A 17,566-nucleotide genomic window follows, 5' to 3' on the forward strand; every position below is an offset into this window, starting at 1 on the left:
TGGCGACGAAGTAGCAGGAGGGCCACACCGATGCGCGTCTTGATCGAGTTGGACGAACGGCGCGAGACCGTCGAGATCGACGGGTTCGCCCCGACGGCTGCCCTCGGCGCGCTCGTTCATGCCGCCACGGGCATCCATCTCGAACCGGCGGTCGACCTCTTCGTCGACGAGCGGGCGGCCACGGCCGAGACGCCCCTGCGCGACGTCGTCCTGCTCGAAGGGACGCGCATCGCACGCGCTCCTCAGACGCGTGCGCACCGAGTGCAGGGGTGGAGCGTCACTCTCGCGGGCGGCACCTCCGCTTCCGCGCTGGCACCGCTGCCGTCGACACGGCGCCTCGTGGTCGGCAGGGCCCCGCAGGCCGATCTCGTGCTGCAGAGCGAGAGCGCCTCCTGGGAGCACTGCTCGTTCGAGCGGGAAGGCGACGGCGTGCGGATCCGCGATGCCGGATCCACGAATGGCACCGTGGTCGACGGCGTGCGGCTCGACGCGGACGGCCTTCTCGTGACCGACACCACAAGCGTCGTCGTCGGGGGAGCGGTCCTGCTCCTCCGGCCGCGGCTCGCCGAGAGCACGGTCCCGGCCCCGGGAACCCTGCCGAACCTGACGCCGGCCGCGACGGCGCCGTTCAACCGGCCGCCGCGCCCGGGCCGGTCCAGCGAGGCGGGCACGGTCGTGCCGCCCGAGCGGAAAGACGTCCCGCCCGCGTCGAAGTTCAGCTTCATCACGGTGCTCGCGCCGCTCGCCATCGCCGGCGCCATGGTGCTCCTGCTCGGTGACGCGCGCTTCGCCCTCTTCGCCCTCCTCAGCCCTGTCACGGCCATCGGCATGTGGTTCGAGCAGCGCCAGCGTCGGGCGCGGAACCTCCGGGAGGAAGAGAAGCGGTTCTCCGAGGCCGTCCAGACGTTCCGGACGGAGATCGCGCAGGAGGCGAGGGCCGAAACGGACCGCCGCCGAGACCTCGTGCCCGATCCTGCGACCGTCCTCCGTCGCGCGTCGCTGCCGACGACACTGCTCTGGCAACGCCGGTCCGACGACGACGATTTTCTCGCCCTGCATGCCGGGACGGGTGACTCTCCGTGGCGGCCCGAGGTCGACGAGCGCGCTTCCAGTCGACACGACGACGAGGTCAAGGCGGCCCTGGCCGACAGTCGCCTGTCGGCCGCACCCGTCGTGGCCGATCTGTCGGACGCCGGCGTGGTCGGTATCGTCGGCGACCGGGCCGGTGCCTTGGCTCTGGCGCGCAGCCTGCTCGCTCAGGCCGCCGTCCACTGCGGGCCGGCCGATCTCACCGTGGGCGTCTTCTGCGACCAGGGGCGCGGCGATGACTGGTCCTGGGCTTCCTGGCTGCCGCACACGCGCGTCGCCGGCAGCAGCACCGGCGAGAGGTGGATGTCTGCTCAGCGCGACGGCAGCGCGGCGGTCCTCCGGGGCATGCGCGAGTCGCTCGACGATCTGCCGACGCCGCACCTGCTCGTCCTGATCGACTCCGAAGTCCTGACCGAGGGGCGCGACGCACCCGCTCGCAGCCTTCTCGGTCAGGGCCGCTCGACACCGGAGACGTCACGGCGCGTCGGCGAACGCCCGCGCCGGGTCAGCGGCATCGTGATCGCGACGTCGGAGCAACAGCTCCCCGCCGCCTGCACGACCATCGTGTCGGTGGGGGTCGACGCCGCCGCGACGGTCTCCCGTCCGGAGGATCGCGTCACGGTCGAGGACGTCGTCCTGGCCGGCATCGACTCGGCCGCGGCCGAGCGCTGCGCCCTGGATCTCGCTCACCTCGACGACCCGGAGCTCACGGTGCCCGGAGCCTCGCTCCCGTCGCTCGTGCGCCTGCCCGATCTCTTGCGCGAGGGGGCGACATCACCCCCGAGACGGTCCTCGAGGCGTGGGCGGCGCCCACCGGGATCTCGACGCCCATCGGCTCGTCCGAGGCGGGCGTGCTCGACATCGACCTGGTCCGCGACGGACCTCACGGCCTCGTCGGAGGGACCACCGGGTCGGGCAAGAGCGAGTTCCTGCGGTCGTTCGTGGCAGGGCTCGCCGCGCGGACCGACCCGACTCGCCTGAACTTCGTCCTCATCGACTTCAAGGGCGGTGCGGCCTTCGCAGCCTGCGAGAGGCTGCCGCACACGATCGGCACGATCAGCAACCTCGACGAGCAGCTCGCCGACCGCGCGCTCCGGGCACTCGAAGCCGAGCTGCAGCGGCGGCAGCGCGTCTTCGCGAGCGCGGGCGCCGACATCGACAATCTCGACGCCTACCTCGCGACCCGGCCGTCCGAGCCGATGCCTCGCCTCCTGCTCGTCGTCGACGAGTTCGCGATGCTGGCGAAAGACTTCCCGGACGTCCTCACGTCCCTGGTGAGCATCGCCGCCGTGGGCCGGACCCTCGGCGTCCACATGATTCTCGCGACACAACGGCCCGCGGGCGTCGTGAGCGACGACATCCTGGCCAACACCAACATGCGCGTGGCCCTGCGGGTGCAGAGCCGGGACGACTCCACGAACGTCATCGGGGTTCCGTCCGCCGCGGGCATCGGCCGACAGCAGACCGGGCGGGCGTTCGTGAAGCTCGGCCAGGACGACATCACGCCGGTCCAGACAGCGCTCTCGACGGGGCGCGCGCAGGATTCCTCGCACTCCGTCGCCGTCGCGGTCCGGCCGACGAGTGTGTTCGGCGTTCCCGAGGCTCCGATCGTGGCGGCGCCGAGCGCGCTGGATGCGAGCGACCTCGACGTGCTGATCGAGGCCATCGGAGCAGCCAACTCCGCCGCCGGGTACGCGAAGCCGCGACCGGTGTGGCCGGAAGCACTCGGCGCGCGCGTGGCCCTCGCGGGGCTGTCGGACGACTCCGAACGGGTCGCCACGGTCGGCGGTGTGTCGGGTGACGTCGTCACGGTGGCGCTGGCCGACGAACCCGACCTGCAGCGCCAGAGTCCTGCCGGCTGGGACCTCCGGGAGGGCAACCTCCTGGCCATGGGAATCGTCGGCAGCGGCACGAGCACGACCCTGGCCTCCCTCGCGCTGGCTCTCGCGCACGATTCCGCCCCCGACGACCTCGACCTCCTCGTGCTCGATCTCGGCTCGGGCGATCTGGCCCCTCTCGAGCGGCTGCCGCACACCACGGCCTATGTCGGCACCGGGGTCGGGGCCCGTGAGCAGCAGGCGCGCTTCCTCCGCCACCTCCGGGGTGAGCTCGAACGACGACGGGTCGCCCCCGGTGCCTGGCCGCGGGCCGTCGTGCTCATCGACGGGCTGGCCGCGCTCCGCGACGAGTTCGAGGATTACGAGGGGCAGCAGCTCCTGGACGGCCTCTACCGGGCGTACGCCGACGGGCCCGCGCTGGGGATGCACTTCGCGGTCTCCACGACGCGTGCGAAGGCCGTGCCGTCGGCGATGGACGAGGTGACGACGCAGAAGTGGCTGTTCCGCCTCGCGGATCCCTACGACTACGCCTCGCTCGGAGTCCGAGCGAAAGACATCCCGGCCGCCGTGCCCGGGCGCTGTGTCGACTCGCGCACCAAGCTGCAGCTCCACGTGGCCACGCCCTCCTCGAGTCTGCTGCGCGCCGTCGAGCAGATCCAGGCCGACCGCCCGGCCGGCACCCCCAAGACGGCGGCCGTCGGGCGGCTGCCCGAGGAGGTCCGCGTGAGTGAGCTCGGTGCGGCCTCGTCCTTCGAGATCGACCCTTGGCGCATCGCGGTGGGCATCGCCGAAGACGATCTCTCGCCGGCGTCGCTCGAGGTCTACGACGGGGAGCACGTGCTCGTCGCCGGCCCCGCCCGATCCGGCAAGTCCACGCTCCTGCTGGCATTCGCCGAGGCGGCCCGGACGGCGACGGGCACTCGACCCGCCGTCTGGGCGATCTGCGACCGGCGCTCGCCCCTCGCGACGGCACACCTCGACCGCGTCGCAGTCGGAGCGGACGAGGTGCCCGCCCTCCTCGCGGGTCTCCGGATCGAGCGGGGCCCCGTGATCCTGCTCGTCGACGACGCGGAGCGGTTCGACGACGCAGACCAGGCGATCTCGTCACTGCTGACGTCGGAGCGCCCGGGGCTCTGCGTCATCGCGGCGGGGCGCGCGGCCGACCTGCGATCGCAGTACGGGCACTGGACGAAGACGGTGCGGAAGGCCCGCTGCGGCGTGCTGTTGCAGCCGGACGTCGACTACGACGGAGAACTCCTCGGGGTGACGCTGCCGAGGCGCGCACCGGTCGCCATGACGCGAGGGCGCGGGTACTCGGCGTCGGGTGGCCGCGTGCGACTCGTGCAGTCGGCGCTTCCCGGAGCCTGAGCGGCGGTTCACCGCTCAGTCGCGCGTCGTGATGCCGAACTGCTCGCTCTCGAGGTTGGCGAAGTTGCCGACGACGGCTCGCACCGTGCAGGTGGGCGCCACCGAGAGGGCCGTCACGACGAGGCCGTCGGACGACACGGCCAGAGCACCGGAGCAGCCGTCGGAGAAGCGCACGCCCTTCTCGCCGCCGGCGACGTCGACGAGCATCTGCGACGGCGACCCGGTGCTGGGGCTGCGGTAGAGGGGATCCAGGTCGTCCGGCCCGCTCGGCCACACCGGTACCAGGGTCACCGGAAGGGTGGTCTGGCTCACGGCGCGCGCCGGAGTCTCGACCTGCACGCCCTGAAGGCGTTGGACGGGATAGGCGGTGCCGCTCACGCCATCGTCGCCGACGGCCTTGCCGGTGGCGGCGGCCTCGCGCTGGAGCCAGGCGTCGAGGGCGGACTGGGTGCCGGACGCCAGCGAGGAAGACTTCACCGGCACCCGGCCCGTGACCGTGATCTGACCACCGGCGGGAACGGTGGCGCCGGAGAGGTTCCAGCCGCACTGCACGTCGAGGCCGGTGACGGACGGCTGGTTCGGCTGTGCCGTTACCGAGTCGTCGGACCAGGCGACGGCCGGACAACCGGAGCCGGATCCGATCCCGGGGACGACCTCGAGCAGAGACCCCGAGAGGGCGGATGCCTGCGCCGAATAGGTGAGGGTGAGCGTGACCTCGCCCACGTCGCGGTCGTAGCGGGCCTGGCGGGTCACCGAGAGACCGGTCGGGAGCGGGCGATCCTGCTGGAACGCCGTCGCGCTGGCCGCGCTCGCCTGCGGGGTCGGGGAGTGGCGAAGGGCCGATGGCAGCCAGAGCACGGCGCCCACGACGACGACGGCCACCAGCACGATGCCGAGGGCTCCGAAGGCGAGCGCCCGGTTCGTCAGCCAGTCGGGTCGCGGGAAACGGCCGTGGGCCGGCTGCTCCGGTGCCGCTGTCTCGGGCGTGTCTCGCGGGCGGACGAGCGGCCGGATGACCGTCGCGGATCCTGCCTGACCCAGTTCTGGTTCGGGTTCGCGCCCGGCCTCGCCGACGACGGAACCGCCCGCGGTGCCGGCGGACGGCGCTGCAGCGTCGCTCACCGTGTCGGCCGTCGCAGAGCTCGAAGCGGCCGACGAGCCGCGAACGACCGTCGCGGGGCGTTCGACCTCGGCGAAGTCGACCGGCGCGTCGCCCGGCGCGAGGGGAGGGAGAGCAGGAAGCGACTCGCTCAGGCGGCGCAGAAGCGCGGCCGCTTCGGCGGCCGACGGGCGTGCAGCAGGATCTTTCGCGAGCAGAGTCTCGAGCGCCGACCAGAGCTTCGCGGGCACGTCGAGCACCGGCGGCAGAGACGTCACGTGCCGGTACGCGACCGTGAAGTCGGTGCCCGGGCCGGCGAACGGGGTGCGTCCGGAGAGCAGTTCGTACAGCAGGACACCGGCCCCGTAGACGTCTGCCGGAGCACCGGAGCGGCCGTTGCTGATGGACTCCGGCGCCATGTACTGCGGTGTGCCAAGGAGCCCGGTCGTCTTGCGGTCGCGCTCGGCCAGCACCGAGGCGATCCCGAAGTCGGTCACGCGCACCGCGCCGGTGCGCCCCGGCCGCCAGACGCCGTCGAGGAGGACGTTGTCGGGTTTGACGTCGCGGTGCACGACGCCACGCGCGTGCGCGGCCGCGAGAGCGTCGAGCGTCTCAGCGGTGAGGAGCAGGGCGTCGCGCGCGGCCAGCGTCCCGTTCGCGGCGAGGAGGTCGCGGCCGGATCCGCCCGTGACGAGGTCCATGACGATGGCGAGCTGGGAGCCCTCGACGATGAGGTCGCGCACGCGGACGATGCTCGGGTGCTGGAGCGCCACGAGCACGGAGCGCTCGCGGACGAAGCGCTCGACGATGGCCGGATCTTCGGCGTGCTCGGGCCGCAGCAGCTTCGCGGCCAGATCTTCGCCCGTCGCGGCCACCTCGACGCGCCACACCTCGCCGACCGCACCCGACCCGATCCGTTCGACGAGCCGGTAGGAAGCGCCGAGTGCTTCCCCACTCGATCGCGACTGTGCCACGTTCTCCCCGTCCTTGCACCCCAGCCTGCGACGGCAGGCCCCACCTCACCATCGTACGGGGGCGATCACTTCCAGCTGGGGACCCAGTAATGGAGGTTGATGAATGACCAGTTCTCCTGCGTTGCCGTCCACATCGGGTAGAAGAAGACCGAGAGCACGACCGAGAAGATGACGATGATGCCGACGACGCGGATGCCGCTCAGGCGTCTCGTCTCGTCGTCGGTGCGTCTCCCGAGCACGTGACCGAGGGCGGCCGCGAGACCGATCAGCAGGTAGGGCTCGAAGGCGATCGTGTAGAACTGGAACACCGTGCGATCGAGGTACATCAGCCACGGCAGGTAGCCCGCGGCGACCCCGATCAGGATGGCGCCCGACTGCCATTCGCGGAACCGGGCCAGCCGGTACAGCAGATACACGCAGGCGATGACTGCCGCGTACCAGATCAGCGGGTTCGCGATACCGGTGATCGCCTGCCCGCACCGGTCGGTGGTGCAGCCCTCCTGCCCCGCCGACAGGCCGAGGTAGTACATGCTCGTCGGACGCTGCATGACCAGCCACAGCAGCGGGTTGGCCTGATACGGGTGAGGCGTCGACAGCCCGACGTTGAAGGCGTAGATCCCCGCCTGGTAGTGCCAGAAGTTCTGCACGACGTCCGGTACCCACGAGAGGGCTCCCGTCCAGTGGAGGCCGGGCGCCGAGGTGACCCACTCGCGGTAGTAGCCGCCCTTCGTGACGAACCAGCCCGTCCAGGTCGCGACGTAGGTCGCCAGGGCGATCGGCACCATGAGCAGGAACGTCACCGGACCCTGTTTGAAGATCGTTCCGGTGCCCCAGAACTCCACGCCCACGCGCCGGCGCGCAGCCATGTCGACCAGGACCGTGTAGACGGCGAAGATCGCCAGGAAATAGAGGCCGTTCCACTTCACTCCCGTGGCGGCGCCGAGCAGGAGCCCCGCCACGATCAGCCAGGGGCGATTCCAGACGGCCGGCCCCCAGGCGAGGTCGCGCCCGCGATTGTCCATCTTCACGACCCAGGCGTCGAGTCTCTTCTGCGTCCAGGTGCGGTCGAGCAGGATCGCGCCGAACGCCAGCAGGGCGAAGAACATCACGAAGTTGTCGAGGAGAGACACCCGCGACATCACGATGGCTTGACCGTCGACGGCCATGAAGAACCCGGCGAGCACGCCGAGGAAAGTCGACTTGAGCAGACTCCTGGCAATCAGGGTGACCAGCAGGACCGCGAGGATCCCGGCGATCGCGGTGCTGAGCCGCCAGCCGGCCGGATTGCTCGGGCCGAGCGCCCACATGCCGAGCGAGATGAGCCACTTGCCCAGCGGTGGGTGGGCGATGAACTCCGGGGCGCTCGTGAAGAGGTTCGTCTGGCCGGCCGCGAACTTGCCGTCGACGTCGTTCGGCCAGGTGCCCTCGTAGCCGAGGTTGTGCAGCGTCCACGCGTCTTTGACGTAGTAGGTCTCGTCGAAGACCAGCGAGTCGGGGTGCCCGAGATGCCAGAGGCGCAGGATCGCGGCCACCAGCGTGACGAACGCCGGGCCGCCCCACGTCCACACCCGCTGCCTCGCCGGAGTCGACAGCAGCCGGCCCCACCAGGCGTCCACGCGGGTGAGCTTCGCCTCTGCGGAGGGCGCCGCGTGCTGGGGCTGCTGCCCCGCCGGCCGCTCGATGCTCGGTACGTCTTCGACCAACTGGTCGAAGTCGTCACCGGGCCGCAGGGTCATTCGGCCATCGTAGAGGGCGAAGGCAGGGACAATGGGCAGCGTGATCGTTCTCGCTGCCACGCCCATCGGCAACCTCGGCGACGCCTCCGCGCGCCTGATCGAAGCCCTGACGAACACCGAGGTGATCGCCGCCGAAGACACCAGAACCGCGATCCACCTGATGCGCGCCCTCGGCATCGAGAACCGCCCTCGGCTCATCGCCCTGCACGAGCACAACGAACGCGACAAAGCGGCTGAGGTCGTCGAGCTCGGCCGCTCCGCCGACGTCCTGGTGCTCACCGACGCCGGCATGCCGGCGATCAGCGACCCCGGGTTCCCGCTCGTCGAAGCGGCGGCGGCGGCCGGTGTCACCGTCACAGCCCTGCCCGGGCCCTCGGCGGTGCTCATGGCTCTCGCCGTCTCGGGGCTGCCGACCGACCGCTTCACCTTCGAGGGCTTTCTGCCGCGGAAGCAGGGCGACCGACAAAAGATCCTGCGCTCCTCGACGCGGAGCGTCGCACCATGGTCTTCTTCGAGTCGCCCCACCGGCTGGCCGAGTCGCTCACCGACGTCGCCCATGCGCTCGGGCAGGATCGCCGCGTGGTCGTCTGCCGCGAACTCACCAAGCTCCACGAGGAGGTCCGCCGAGGCACCGCCGCCTCGCTCGCCGAGTGGGCTGTCGAGGGTGCGCGCGGCGAGATCTGCCTCGTGATCGAGGGCGCTCCCGAGCGCGAGGTCGACCTCGCGCAGGGCGTGGCCCTGGTGCTCGCCGCTGTCGAGGCCGGCGACCGCCTGAAGGACGCCGCCGCCGAGGTGTCGTCGGCCACCGGACTGTCGAAGCGCGACCTGTACCAGGGCGCGCTCGCTGCGCGGTAGCGCGGCTCTGCTTCGTGTCGGCGGGTTCCTGCGGCAGTCGGCGCGTGCGCGCGCACCCGCCCACTGCCGCAGGAACCCGCCAACCCACCCCGCGAACTACGCACGAGGAGCTGCGGCGTTCGCAAGACGGCGCAGCAGCGGGTCCCCCGCCCAGGCGTCGTCCCAGGTCCAGCGGATGAGGCGATGTCCGTCGTTCCGGAGGGCGTCTTCGCGCTTCTTCTCTGCCCAGAGGGCATCGGCGTCGGGGGTGCCGTCCGCGCGACCGTACTTGAGGCGTCCGTCGAACTCCCCGATGAGGTCGCTGGACGGCCAGTAGAAGTCGACGATGGCCGTTCGCCCGCCGGGGAGGGCGAAACGCCGCTGCAGCTCGGGTCTCGCAAATCCGCCGTCGATGATCGTCGCGCGGCTGAACGATTCGCCGGCATTGTCCGCGCGACCATCGCCGAGGTCCAGAGCTCTGGCCGCTCTGGCGCGAGCGCGAAGGGAGCTTCGAGCGGCGAGGTGACGCTGCAGCCTCCCCTTCTCGGTTCGAGAGTCGTGAAGAGCGTGGTCGATCATCGGCAGCGAACGACCCAGCGGTTCGGTTGCCGACACGTCGACGAGCGTGCGCTCCAGGTCGGTGACGTTGAGTCCGGCGACCTGCGTCGTCTCGCACGAGTCGCTCGACCTGTGCGCCACGATGTCTCGTTCGGATCGTCTGCCCGAGGCTCCGACCGTGAGCACATCGAGCCGACGAGGCAGCGGCCCCACGAGCGGCAAGCCCAGGAGGATCGCCGCCGTGACGTGACTGAAGACGAGCGGCGTCGGACGATTCAGGGCTGCAGCCCGCGCGAATTCGACGAAACGTTGTCGAGCGCTGATCTCTCGCCAGCGGTCCGCCGGAACGTAGACGCCGTGTCGGACTCGATGAAGAGTTCCGCGCTCGACGAGCCGCGACTGCTGCCGCCGGTCGACGCCGGAAGCGTCCAGATCGGAGCTGGTGCGTGCGAGAAGGGGAATGAAATCCGAAGAAGAGCCCATGGCAGGATCGTCCCGCTCACGCGCGATCGTCCGCGCCGTCTCGACGCGACCTGTGGATGTTCGACTCGGGGTGCCGGCCCGTGGAGAACACTCGGTCCTGCGGGTAGGCGGCGGCGGGCCACCGCCGACCCGCCCGCGCCGACGGGAGCCCGCCCGCGCCGTCACGCGCGTCACACGGGGTCCCGCTCGCTTTAGGATGGACGACATGCCCGCCGGCGATTCCTTTTACATCACCACGCCCATCTTCTACGTCAACGATGTGCCTCACATCGGCCACGCCTACACCGAGGTCGCTGCCGACGTGCTCGCGCGCTGGCATCGGCAGCGCGGCGACGACACGTGGCTGCTCACCGGCACCGACGAGCACGGCCAGAAGATCCTCCGCACCGCGACCAGCCACGACGTGTCGCCGAAGGAGTGGGCCGACAAGCTCGTCGAAGAGTCCTGGAAGCCGTTGCTCGAGACCGTCAACATCAGCAACGACGATTTCATCCGCACCACCGACGCCAGGCACGAGACGGGCGTCCAGCGGTTCCTGCAGAAGCTGTACGACGACGGCTTCATCTACCAGGGCGAGTTCGAGGGCTATTACTGCGTCGGCTGTGAGGAGTACAAGCAGCAGTCCGACCTGGTCGAGGGCACCGGGCCGTACGAGGGCGAGTTCGTCTGCGCCATCCACTCGAAGCCGGTCGAGCTCCTGAAAGAGAGCAACTACTTCTTCCGCATGAGCGACTTCGAGAAGCCGCTGCTCGACCTCTACGAGTCGCAGGTCGACTTCATCCAGCCCGAGAGCGTGCGCAACGAGATCGTGTCGTTCGTGAAGCAGGGGCTGCGCGACCTGTCCATCTCGCGGGCGTCGTTCGACTGGGGCATCAAGGTGCCGTGGGACGACGCGCACGTCGTCTACGTCTGGTTCGACGCGCTCCTCAACTACGCGACCGCAGTCGGCTACGGCGAGCCCGACGAGCTCGACGAGTTCGAGCGGCGCTGGCCGGCCGTTCACATCGTCGGCAAGGACATCGCGCGGTTCCACGCCGTCATCTGGCCGGCCATGCTCATGGCTGCCGGGCTGCCTGTGCCGAAGCACGTGTTCGGCCACGGCTGGTTGCTCGTCGGCGGCGAGAAGATGTCGAAGTCGAAGCTCACCGGCATCGCGCCGCAGCAGATCACCGACACCTTCGGCGTGGACGCCTTCCGGTACTACTTCATGCGCGCCATCACCTTCGGCCAAGACGGCAACTTCTCGTGGGAAGACATCTCGGCGAGATACCAGGCCGAGCTCGCCAACGGGTTCGGCAACCTGGCGTCGCGAATCATCGCCATGATCACGCGCTACTTCGACGGGGTCGTGCCCGTGGCGGGCGACCTGAACGACGACGACCTGGCCATCCGCGAGACCGAGCTGCGCGTCACCGCCGAGGCCGACGCGGCCATCGAGCGATTCGCCATCCACGAGTCGGTCTCGAGCATCTGGCAGCTGGTCGACGCCCTCAACGGCTACATCACCGAGCAGCAGCCGTGGGTCCTCGCGAAAGACGAGGCGCAGCGCGCTCGCCTGGGGACCGTGCTGAGCACCGCCCTCCGCGGTCTCGGCACGCTGACGGTCCTGCTCAGCCCGTTCATCCCCGACGCCGCGCACAAGCTGTGGGAGTCGATCGGCCAGGGCGAGCTGACCAGCCAGAACATCGACCGCGCGGCGGAGTGGTCGTCGGCGCCGAATGTCGTTCCCCTGCCGTCGACGCTGTTCCCCCGCATCGAGCAGCCTGAGCCCGCGACAGCGTGACCGACACGACCGGCGACGGTGCCGGGGCCGCTGACGCCGCTGACGCGGGCCCCGCACACCTGCGCACACGCAGCGCCGAGTCCGGCGGGCAGAAGCGCGACCTGAGCTACCCGCCGCTGCCGCAGGCGCTGACGGTCCCGGTGTTCGACAACCACACGCACCTCGAGATCCAGGACGGCGAGGGGCTCGACTACCGCGAGCACCTCGACCGTGCGTCCAGTGTCGGCATCCGCGGCGTCGTGCAGGTCGGCAACGACCTCGAGACGTCCCGCTGGTCGGCCGAGATCGCCGCGCGTGAGCCGCGTGTCCTGGCGGCCGTGGCCCTCCATCCCAACGAGGCTCCGCGCTACGCCGCCGAGGGACGGCTGGCCGAGGCACTCACCGAGATCGACGAGCTGGCCGGGCGCCCCCGCGTCCGTGCCGTCGGCGAGACGGGTCTCGACTGGAGCCGCCTCTCGCAGCACCCCGAGACGGCCGACGAGGTCCGCGCCGTCCAGATCGAGTCGTTCGAGGCGCACATCGAGATCGCGAAGAAACACGGCCTCGCCCTGCAGATCCACGACCGCGACGCGCACGACGACGTCGTGGCGACCCTGAAGCGCGTCGGCGCGCCCGAGCGCACCGTCTTCCACTGCTTCTCCGGAGGTCCTGAGCTCGGTGCGATCTGCGCCGAGAACGGCTGGTACCTGTCTTTCGCGGGCACCGTCACGTTCAAGAACGCTCAGCGGCTGCGCGACGCGCTCGTGGCTGCGCCGAGGCACCTGATCCTGGTCGAGACCGACGCGCCGTTCCTCACGCCGACGCCGTTCCGCGGCCGGCCGAACGCGCCCTACCTCATTCCGCACACCCTGCGGTCGATGGCCGAGACGATGGGAACCGACCCGTCGATGCTGGCCGCGCAGATCACCTCGAACACCGAACTCGTCTACGGCACCTGGGAATCCGAACCCATCACGGTCGACGCCTGATGGCCTCGTCGAGCCTTCTCGGGCCCGCCGAGATCCGTGATCTCGCCGATCTCCTCGGCATCCAGCCGACCAAGAAGCTGGGTCAGAACTTCGTCCACGACGGCAACACGGTGCGCAGGATCGTCGCCACCGCGAAGGTCGCGCCGGGCACGTCGGTGGTCGAGATCGGCCCCGGCCTCGGCTCCCTGACCCTCGGCCTCCTCGAGACCGGAGCCACGGTCACGGCCGTCGAGATCGACAAGCGACTCGCGGAGCAACTGCCGGAGACCGTCCGGCTCCTGCAGCCCGACGCCGATCTCACCGTCGTCGTCGCCGATGCGATGAAGGTCACCGAGCTGCCGGTCGACCCGACCCATCTCGTGGCGAATCTGCCCTACAACATCTCCGTGCCGGTCCTGCTGCACTTCCTCGAGCACTTCCCGTCGCTGACCCGCGGCCTTGTCATGGTGCAGGCCGAGGTCGGCCTCCGGCTGGCTGCCGCACCCGGGTCGAAGGTCTACGGCTCGCCCAGCATCAAGGCTGCCTGGTACGGCATCTGGTCGACCGCCGGTCAGGTCTCCCGGCAGGTGTTCTGGCCGGTGCCCAACGTCGACAGCATCCTGGTCGCCTACGATCGCCGCGAGCCCAAGGGCACCGTGGCCGAGCGCGACGCCACCTTCGAGCTCGTCGACGCCGCCTTCCAGCAGCGCCGCAAGATGCTGCGCCAGTCGCTCTCCGTCGTCTTCGGCACGTCGGCGCTCGCCTCCGACACGATCGAGCGCGCCGGGCTGCCGCCCACCGCGCGCGGCGAAGAGCTGACGGTCGACGACTTCCTGGCGATCGCCCGGGTCCGGTTGGCCGACCGGGAGGCCTAGCCGTGGCCCGCGCGGGAGGCTCCGGTGGTCTGAGCGACGCGAAGCTCGCAGCCCGGACGGGCCGCAGCGCACGCGACTGGTTCGAGCTCCTCGACGCCGAGGCCGCGACCCGGTTGTCGCACGATCAGATCGTCGCCCTCCTCGTCGACGTCTACGAGGCGCCCGAGTGGGGCGCTCAGGCCGTCGCCGTCCGCTACCAGCAGGATCACGGCATCCGGCTCCCCGGAGAACAGGACGACGGCACGTTCACCGTGTCGGCCAGCCGGAGCATCCGTGGCGCGCAACAGGACGTCCTCGACCTCGCTATCGGACGAGCCACATCCCTGGCGAAGCAGGATCCCGAGGAGGTCCACCGACTCCCGGAGCGCACGTCCGCGACGTGGCGCCTTCCGAGCGGCGATCTCCTCGTCGCTCGAGTGACGACCTCCGACGGCACCCGGTGCTCGGTGTCTCTCGTCCAGTCGGGCATCCGGTTGCCCGAGCTCGTCGCCGGCCTCAGGCGGACTCTCGAGAAGGCCGTCGTCCAGATCGCTGCCGACGTCTGACTCCCGTTCGGCACCGTCCGCGGGAGCGGAGAGTCACGGAGTGACGGCCCGCACCGCGCGGATCGACAGGTTCTGGGCTCCGGCCGCGGCCGAACCCGACACGTAGCTCAGCAGCCCCAGCGAGCCTGGCGCCTGCAGCACGGCCGTCGTGCTCGTCCCGGTCACCATCCAGGCCGACGGCTCGGCGGAGCTCGACAGCCACGCCTTCGCCCGCAGGGTGGTCGGGTTGGTGCCCACCACCTGCAGTCGGGTGCTGATGCTGGTGCCCGGGCCCACGGATCCTGCGATCTTCACGGCGGAGCCGATCGTCGTGCCCGCGCCGACCAGCGAGACGAGCGCTGTGCCGGTGTTCGTGAGCTGGACGGTCGCGCGGTAGTCGCTCGAGCCGATCTTGCGGCCGAGGAGCGACACCTGGGTACCCCTCCCGATGCCGCCTGGGTGAGGGCGAACGTCAGCGAGAGGTCGACTCCGGTCTGGGAGACCGAGGCGAGGGTCGCGCCGGACTGTGCGGTCGGGCCGGTGAGCGTGATCCTGCCCGCCCCTCCGTTCACGGCGAGGTTGGCGGAGCTGCCAGCGCTCGTCCAGGAGCCTCCGACGTCGGCCGTGCCCCAGCCGCTCGTCGTGGTGCGGCCGAAGGAGTCGGACGCGATCGTCGTACTCGTCCCCGTTCCGGCCGTGACGGTCACGGAGTGCGATGTCTGGCCCTTCGCACCGTCGTCGTCCGTCACCGTCAGCGACACCGGGTAGGCGCCGGCCGTCGTGTACGTGTGCGTCGGCGAGGATCCCGTCGCCGTCGACCCGTCGCCGAAGGTCCAGGCGTACGACGAGACGGTGCCGTCCGAGTCGCTCGAGGCGGTGCCGTCGAACGACGCGGTCAGGCCCGACGTCGACTGCGTGAATGATGCGGTCGGGGCGGTGTTCGTCGGCGGAGGCGTGACGACCGTGCCTCCCGTGGCCGCGGAGTAGTGCGCCGACACCTGAGACGCCGACAGGGCCGCCGGGTAGATCGAGACGTCGTCGATCGAACCGCTGAACCAGGCCGAGCCGCTCCAGGACGTGTCTCCACCGACGCGCCAGTACCCGATCGGGATGTTCTGCGCGCTGGTCGTTCCGCGGTTCGCCACGAGTTTGCCATCGACGTAGAGCCTCATTCCGGCCGAGCTCAGGGTGCCGACCGCCTGGTGCCAAGCGCCGTTGTTGAGCGCCGTCGGGCTCGACAGGATCTGGTTGCCGCCCGAGGAGACACCGAAGTTCACCTTCCCGTCGGTCGAGAGATAGAGGTGCCGGTCGAACTGGAGCGACGTGCCGGTCGACTCGTTCCCGAAACCGACGATCTTGCCCCCGGTGGTCGAGGTGGTCTTGAACCAGGCCTCTTCGGAGAACGTCTGCGGCCCCGCGACCGGCGCCTGCGTCGAGGCGAAGCCGTTCGTCGTGCCGTTGAAGGTCGAAGCCCGGTCGCCGTCGGAGATGGCGCCGGCTGAGCCGCGAGAGACGCCCGACGCGGCGACGAGGTCGTTGTCACCGGTGAAGTCGCGGACGGCGGTTCCGCTGGATTCGTCCAGCCGCCAGAAGTCGCTCGGGGAGTCGTTCAGAACCTCCGCGAGGTACCCCGACGGCGCCTGCGATGCCACGGTGACGCTGACTCCGTTTCCGAGCACGGTGTTCCCGAACGGATCGGTGGCTCGGAGGCGATAGCTGTGCGTCGAGCCGGCGGCGAGTCCGGTGTCGGTGAAGCTCATCTCGGGCCGTGACCAGGTCGTCGAGTACGCGTCGACCGTGGAGAGCGGCGTCGAGGAGCCGTCGCGGTAGAGCGCGTACGAGAGGGTGCCGTTGTCGCGGTCCGCGTTGGCGAGCCAGCTCACTTTGACGACGCCCGGCTTCACGGAGACGAGATTGGGCACGAACTGCGCGCCCGTCACGGTCGGGCCGTCTTTGTTCGGGGCGATGGACGAGACGGCGAAGCGGACGAGACCCTGCTGGGCGATGCCGTTGACGGTCGGGAACTCCCCGCCGTAGACGACGTACTTGTCGTTCGCGGCGACGCTCCAGGCCGCCTGCGTCTTGCCGGTGTACGTGCCCACCGCGAGGACCGGGTTCCAGTTGAGCAGCGACGGCCCCGGTGTCCCGGCGAAGTTCGTGTAGGTCGGACCCCACGGATTGGCGGTGAGGGTCAGGGTGGCCGCCTTGCTGAACGCGGTGGCCCGATGGAAGGTGAGATTCGGATTGGTCTGCTGGAAGCCCTGGAGGTCTCCGCAGTAGTGCTCGTGGCTGGCGACGTAGAGAGCCGTCGACGTGACGGCGGTCGAGTAGGTGTCTCCGTGGCAGTCGGCGATCCAGACGAGGTTTCCGTTCCAGTCGGCGCGGAAGGTCCCCTCGAGGGTTCCTCCGGTGCCGAAGACGTACCCGGAGCCGTAGATGCCGGTCGAGTCGGGGGTCAGGCTCGTGATGCCCGCCATCGAACCGCCGTTGCGGACCTTGCTGGCATTCATCGACCATGGCAGGAGCGCCCCGGATGTCGCGTCGACCGCGCCGAGACCGTACCCGGGGTTGCCCGAGCCGTCGAGCGTGGTGAAGGCCCCGCCGACGACCACCTTCGTATTGTCGGGCGAGACGGCGAGGGAGGAGACGTTGCCGCCGACGGCCTTGGGGTTCCAGGGCAGGATCGCGCCCGTTGTCGCATTGACAGCGGCGAGCTGACCGCGGGAGACGCCCGTTCCGCCGACGGTCGCCGAGACCGACGAGAACGCGCCGCCGAGGTAGAGGGTGTTGCCGACCAGAGCGAGGGCGTTGACGGTCGAGTTCGTGGTCGCGGTGAACGTCGTGTCCAGGGCGCCCGTCGTCGCGTTGATCTTCGCGATGCGATTGCGCGTGACGCCGTCCACCTTCGAGAACGATCCGGCGACGTAGAGCGACGAGCCGTCGGCGGAGGCCACGACGTCTTTGACCTGGGTGTCGGTCGAGGGGGCGAAGGCGCTGTTGAGGGTGCCCGTCGTGATGTTGTACGAGAGCAGGTTCGGGCGCGAGACGGTGTTGACGCCCGCGGCCGAGCCGGCGGGACGAGCGGTCGTGAACTCGCCACCGGCGAAGACGGTGTTGTTCGAGATCGTCTGCGTCCAGACGACGCCGTCGATCTGAGGCGCCGGCAGCACGTCGCTCGTGACGGTGGTCGGCGACTTCGGATCGGTGGGATCCACGGGGGCCGAGTCGGCGTGCGCCGGGGCGGCGAGGGCCAACGTTCCGACCACGAGAACGGCCGTCGTTGCGAGTGCTGCGGTGAGTCTGCGGGATGCCCCGCGGATGCCTCGACCCATGAGGGTGCCCCTGTCCTGTCAGGCGAGTCGTGGACGCTGCTGTGCCACGGTGAAGCGGGCGGGTTTCGGGCCCCGGACGCGGCAGAGGCGCGTTCGTCGTGACGGGCTTCCGGTGAACGGGCGCCC

10 protein-coding genes and 1 pseudogene are annotated in these 17,566 nt (G+C 70.3%); 7 read left to right on the top strand and 4 right to left on the bottom strand.

Annotated features, from left to right (window positions below; genetic code table 11):
• Positions 1–30 precede the first annotated feature (30 nt).
• The gene (locus QUE79_RS08655; RefSeq protein ID WP_286346308.1) at positions 31–2,070 is read left to right on the top strand and encodes an FHA domain-containing protein; all 2,040 of its coding nucleotides are present in this window, start codon (positions 31–33) and stop codon (positions 2,068–2,070) included.
• Complete coding sequence (locus QUE79_RS08660; protein WP_286346676.1) at positions 1,956–4,295, top strand: FtsK/SpoIIIE domain-containing protein; 2,340 nt, start codon at positions 1,956–1,958, stop codon at positions 4,293–4,295. The genes QUE79_RS08655 and QUE79_RS08660 overlap by 115 nt, the downstream gene beginning before the upstream one ends.
• A gap of 15 nt (positions 4,296–4,310) precedes the next feature.
• On the opposite strand, the gene QUE79_RS08665 is transcribed toward QUE79_RS08660, so the two are convergent.
• Both QUE79_RS08665 and QUE79_RS08670 read right to left on the bottom strand, forming a co-directional pair.
• Positions 4,311–6,368 (bottom strand): serine/threonine-protein kinase, encoded by a 2,058-nt coding sequence (locus tag QUE79_RS08665; protein ID WP_286346309.1) that lies wholly within the window; start codon positions 6,366–6,368, stop codon positions 4,311–4,313.
• 65 nt (positions 6,369–6,433) lie between these two features.
• Positions 6,434–8,104, bottom strand: a complete 1,671-nt coding sequence (locus QUE79_RS08670) for a dolichyl-phosphate-mannose--protein mannosyltransferase (RefSeq protein WP_286346310.1) — start codon at positions 8,102–8,104, stop codon at positions 6,434–6,436.
• 40 nt (positions 8,105–8,144) lie between these two features.
• Between QUE79_RS08670 and rsmI the strand changes: the two are divergent.
• A pseudogene (gene rsmI / locus QUE79_RS26130) lies at positions 8,145–8,959 on the top strand (16S rRNA (cytidine(1402)-2'-O)-methyltransferase).
• Positions 8,960–9,055: 96 nt separating this feature from the next.
• Here the strand turns inward: rsmI and QUE79_RS08680 are convergent.
• The gene (locus QUE79_RS08680; protein WP_286346311.1) at positions 9,056–9,979 is read right to left on the bottom strand and encodes a type IV toxin-antitoxin system AbiEi family antitoxin domain-containing protein; all 924 of its coding nucleotides are present in this window, start codon (positions 9,977–9,979) and stop codon (positions 9,056–9,058) included.
• A gap of 205 nt (positions 9,980–10,184) precedes the next feature.
• Here QUE79_RS08680 and metG point away from each other — a divergent pair, with 205 nt between their 5' ends.
• Genes metG through QUE79_RS08700 form a run of 4 tightly spaced genes read left to right on the top strand, consistent with a single transcriptional unit; the run spans position 10,185 to position 14,129 of the window.
• The gene (gene metG, locus QUE79_RS08685; RefSeq protein ID WP_286346312.1) at positions 10,185–11,762 is read left to right on the top strand and encodes a methionine--tRNA ligase; all 1,578 of its coding nucleotides are present in this window, start codon (positions 10,185–10,187) and stop codon (positions 11,760–11,762) included.
• A 59-nt stretch (positions 11,763–11,821) separates the two neighbouring features.
• Positions 11,822–12,730 carry a TatD family hydrolase gene (locus QUE79_RS08690; RefSeq protein ID WP_286346677.1) on the top strand — a complete coding sequence of 303 codons (909 nt, stop codon included), beginning with the start codon at positions 11,822–11,824 and terminating at the stop codon, positions 12,728–12,730.
• Complete coding sequence (gene rsmA, locus QUE79_RS08695; RefSeq protein WP_286346313.1) at positions 12,730–13,584, top strand: 16S rRNA (adenine(1518)-N(6)/adenine(1519)-N(6))-dimethyltransferase RsmA; 855 nt, start codon at positions 12,730–12,732, stop codon at positions 13,582–13,584. Before QUE79_RS08690 ends, rsmA begins: the two co-directional genes overlap by 1 nt.
• Positions 13,585–13,586: 2 nt before the next feature.
• Positions 13,587–14,129, top strand: coding sequence for a hypothetical protein (locus QUE79_RS08700; protein ID WP_286346314.1), 543 nt, complete (start codon positions 13,587–13,589; stop codon positions 14,127–14,129).
• A gap of 290 nt (positions 14,130–14,419) precedes the next feature.
• On the opposite strand, the gene QUE79_RS08705 is transcribed toward QUE79_RS08700, so the two are convergent.
• A complete protein-coding gene (locus QUE79_RS08705) occupies positions 14,420–17,440 on the bottom strand; it encodes a LamG-like jellyroll fold domain-containing protein (RefSeq protein WP_286346315.1) in 3,021 nt (1,006 codons plus the stop codon).
• Between the last annotated feature and the right edge of the window lie 126 nt (positions 17,441–17,566).

The organism is Frondihabitans sucicola (genome assembly GCF_030296615.1).
GTDB classification, from domain to species: Bacteria; Actinomycetota; Actinomycetes; order Actinomycetales; family Microbacteriaceae; genus Frondihabitans; species Frondihabitans sucicola.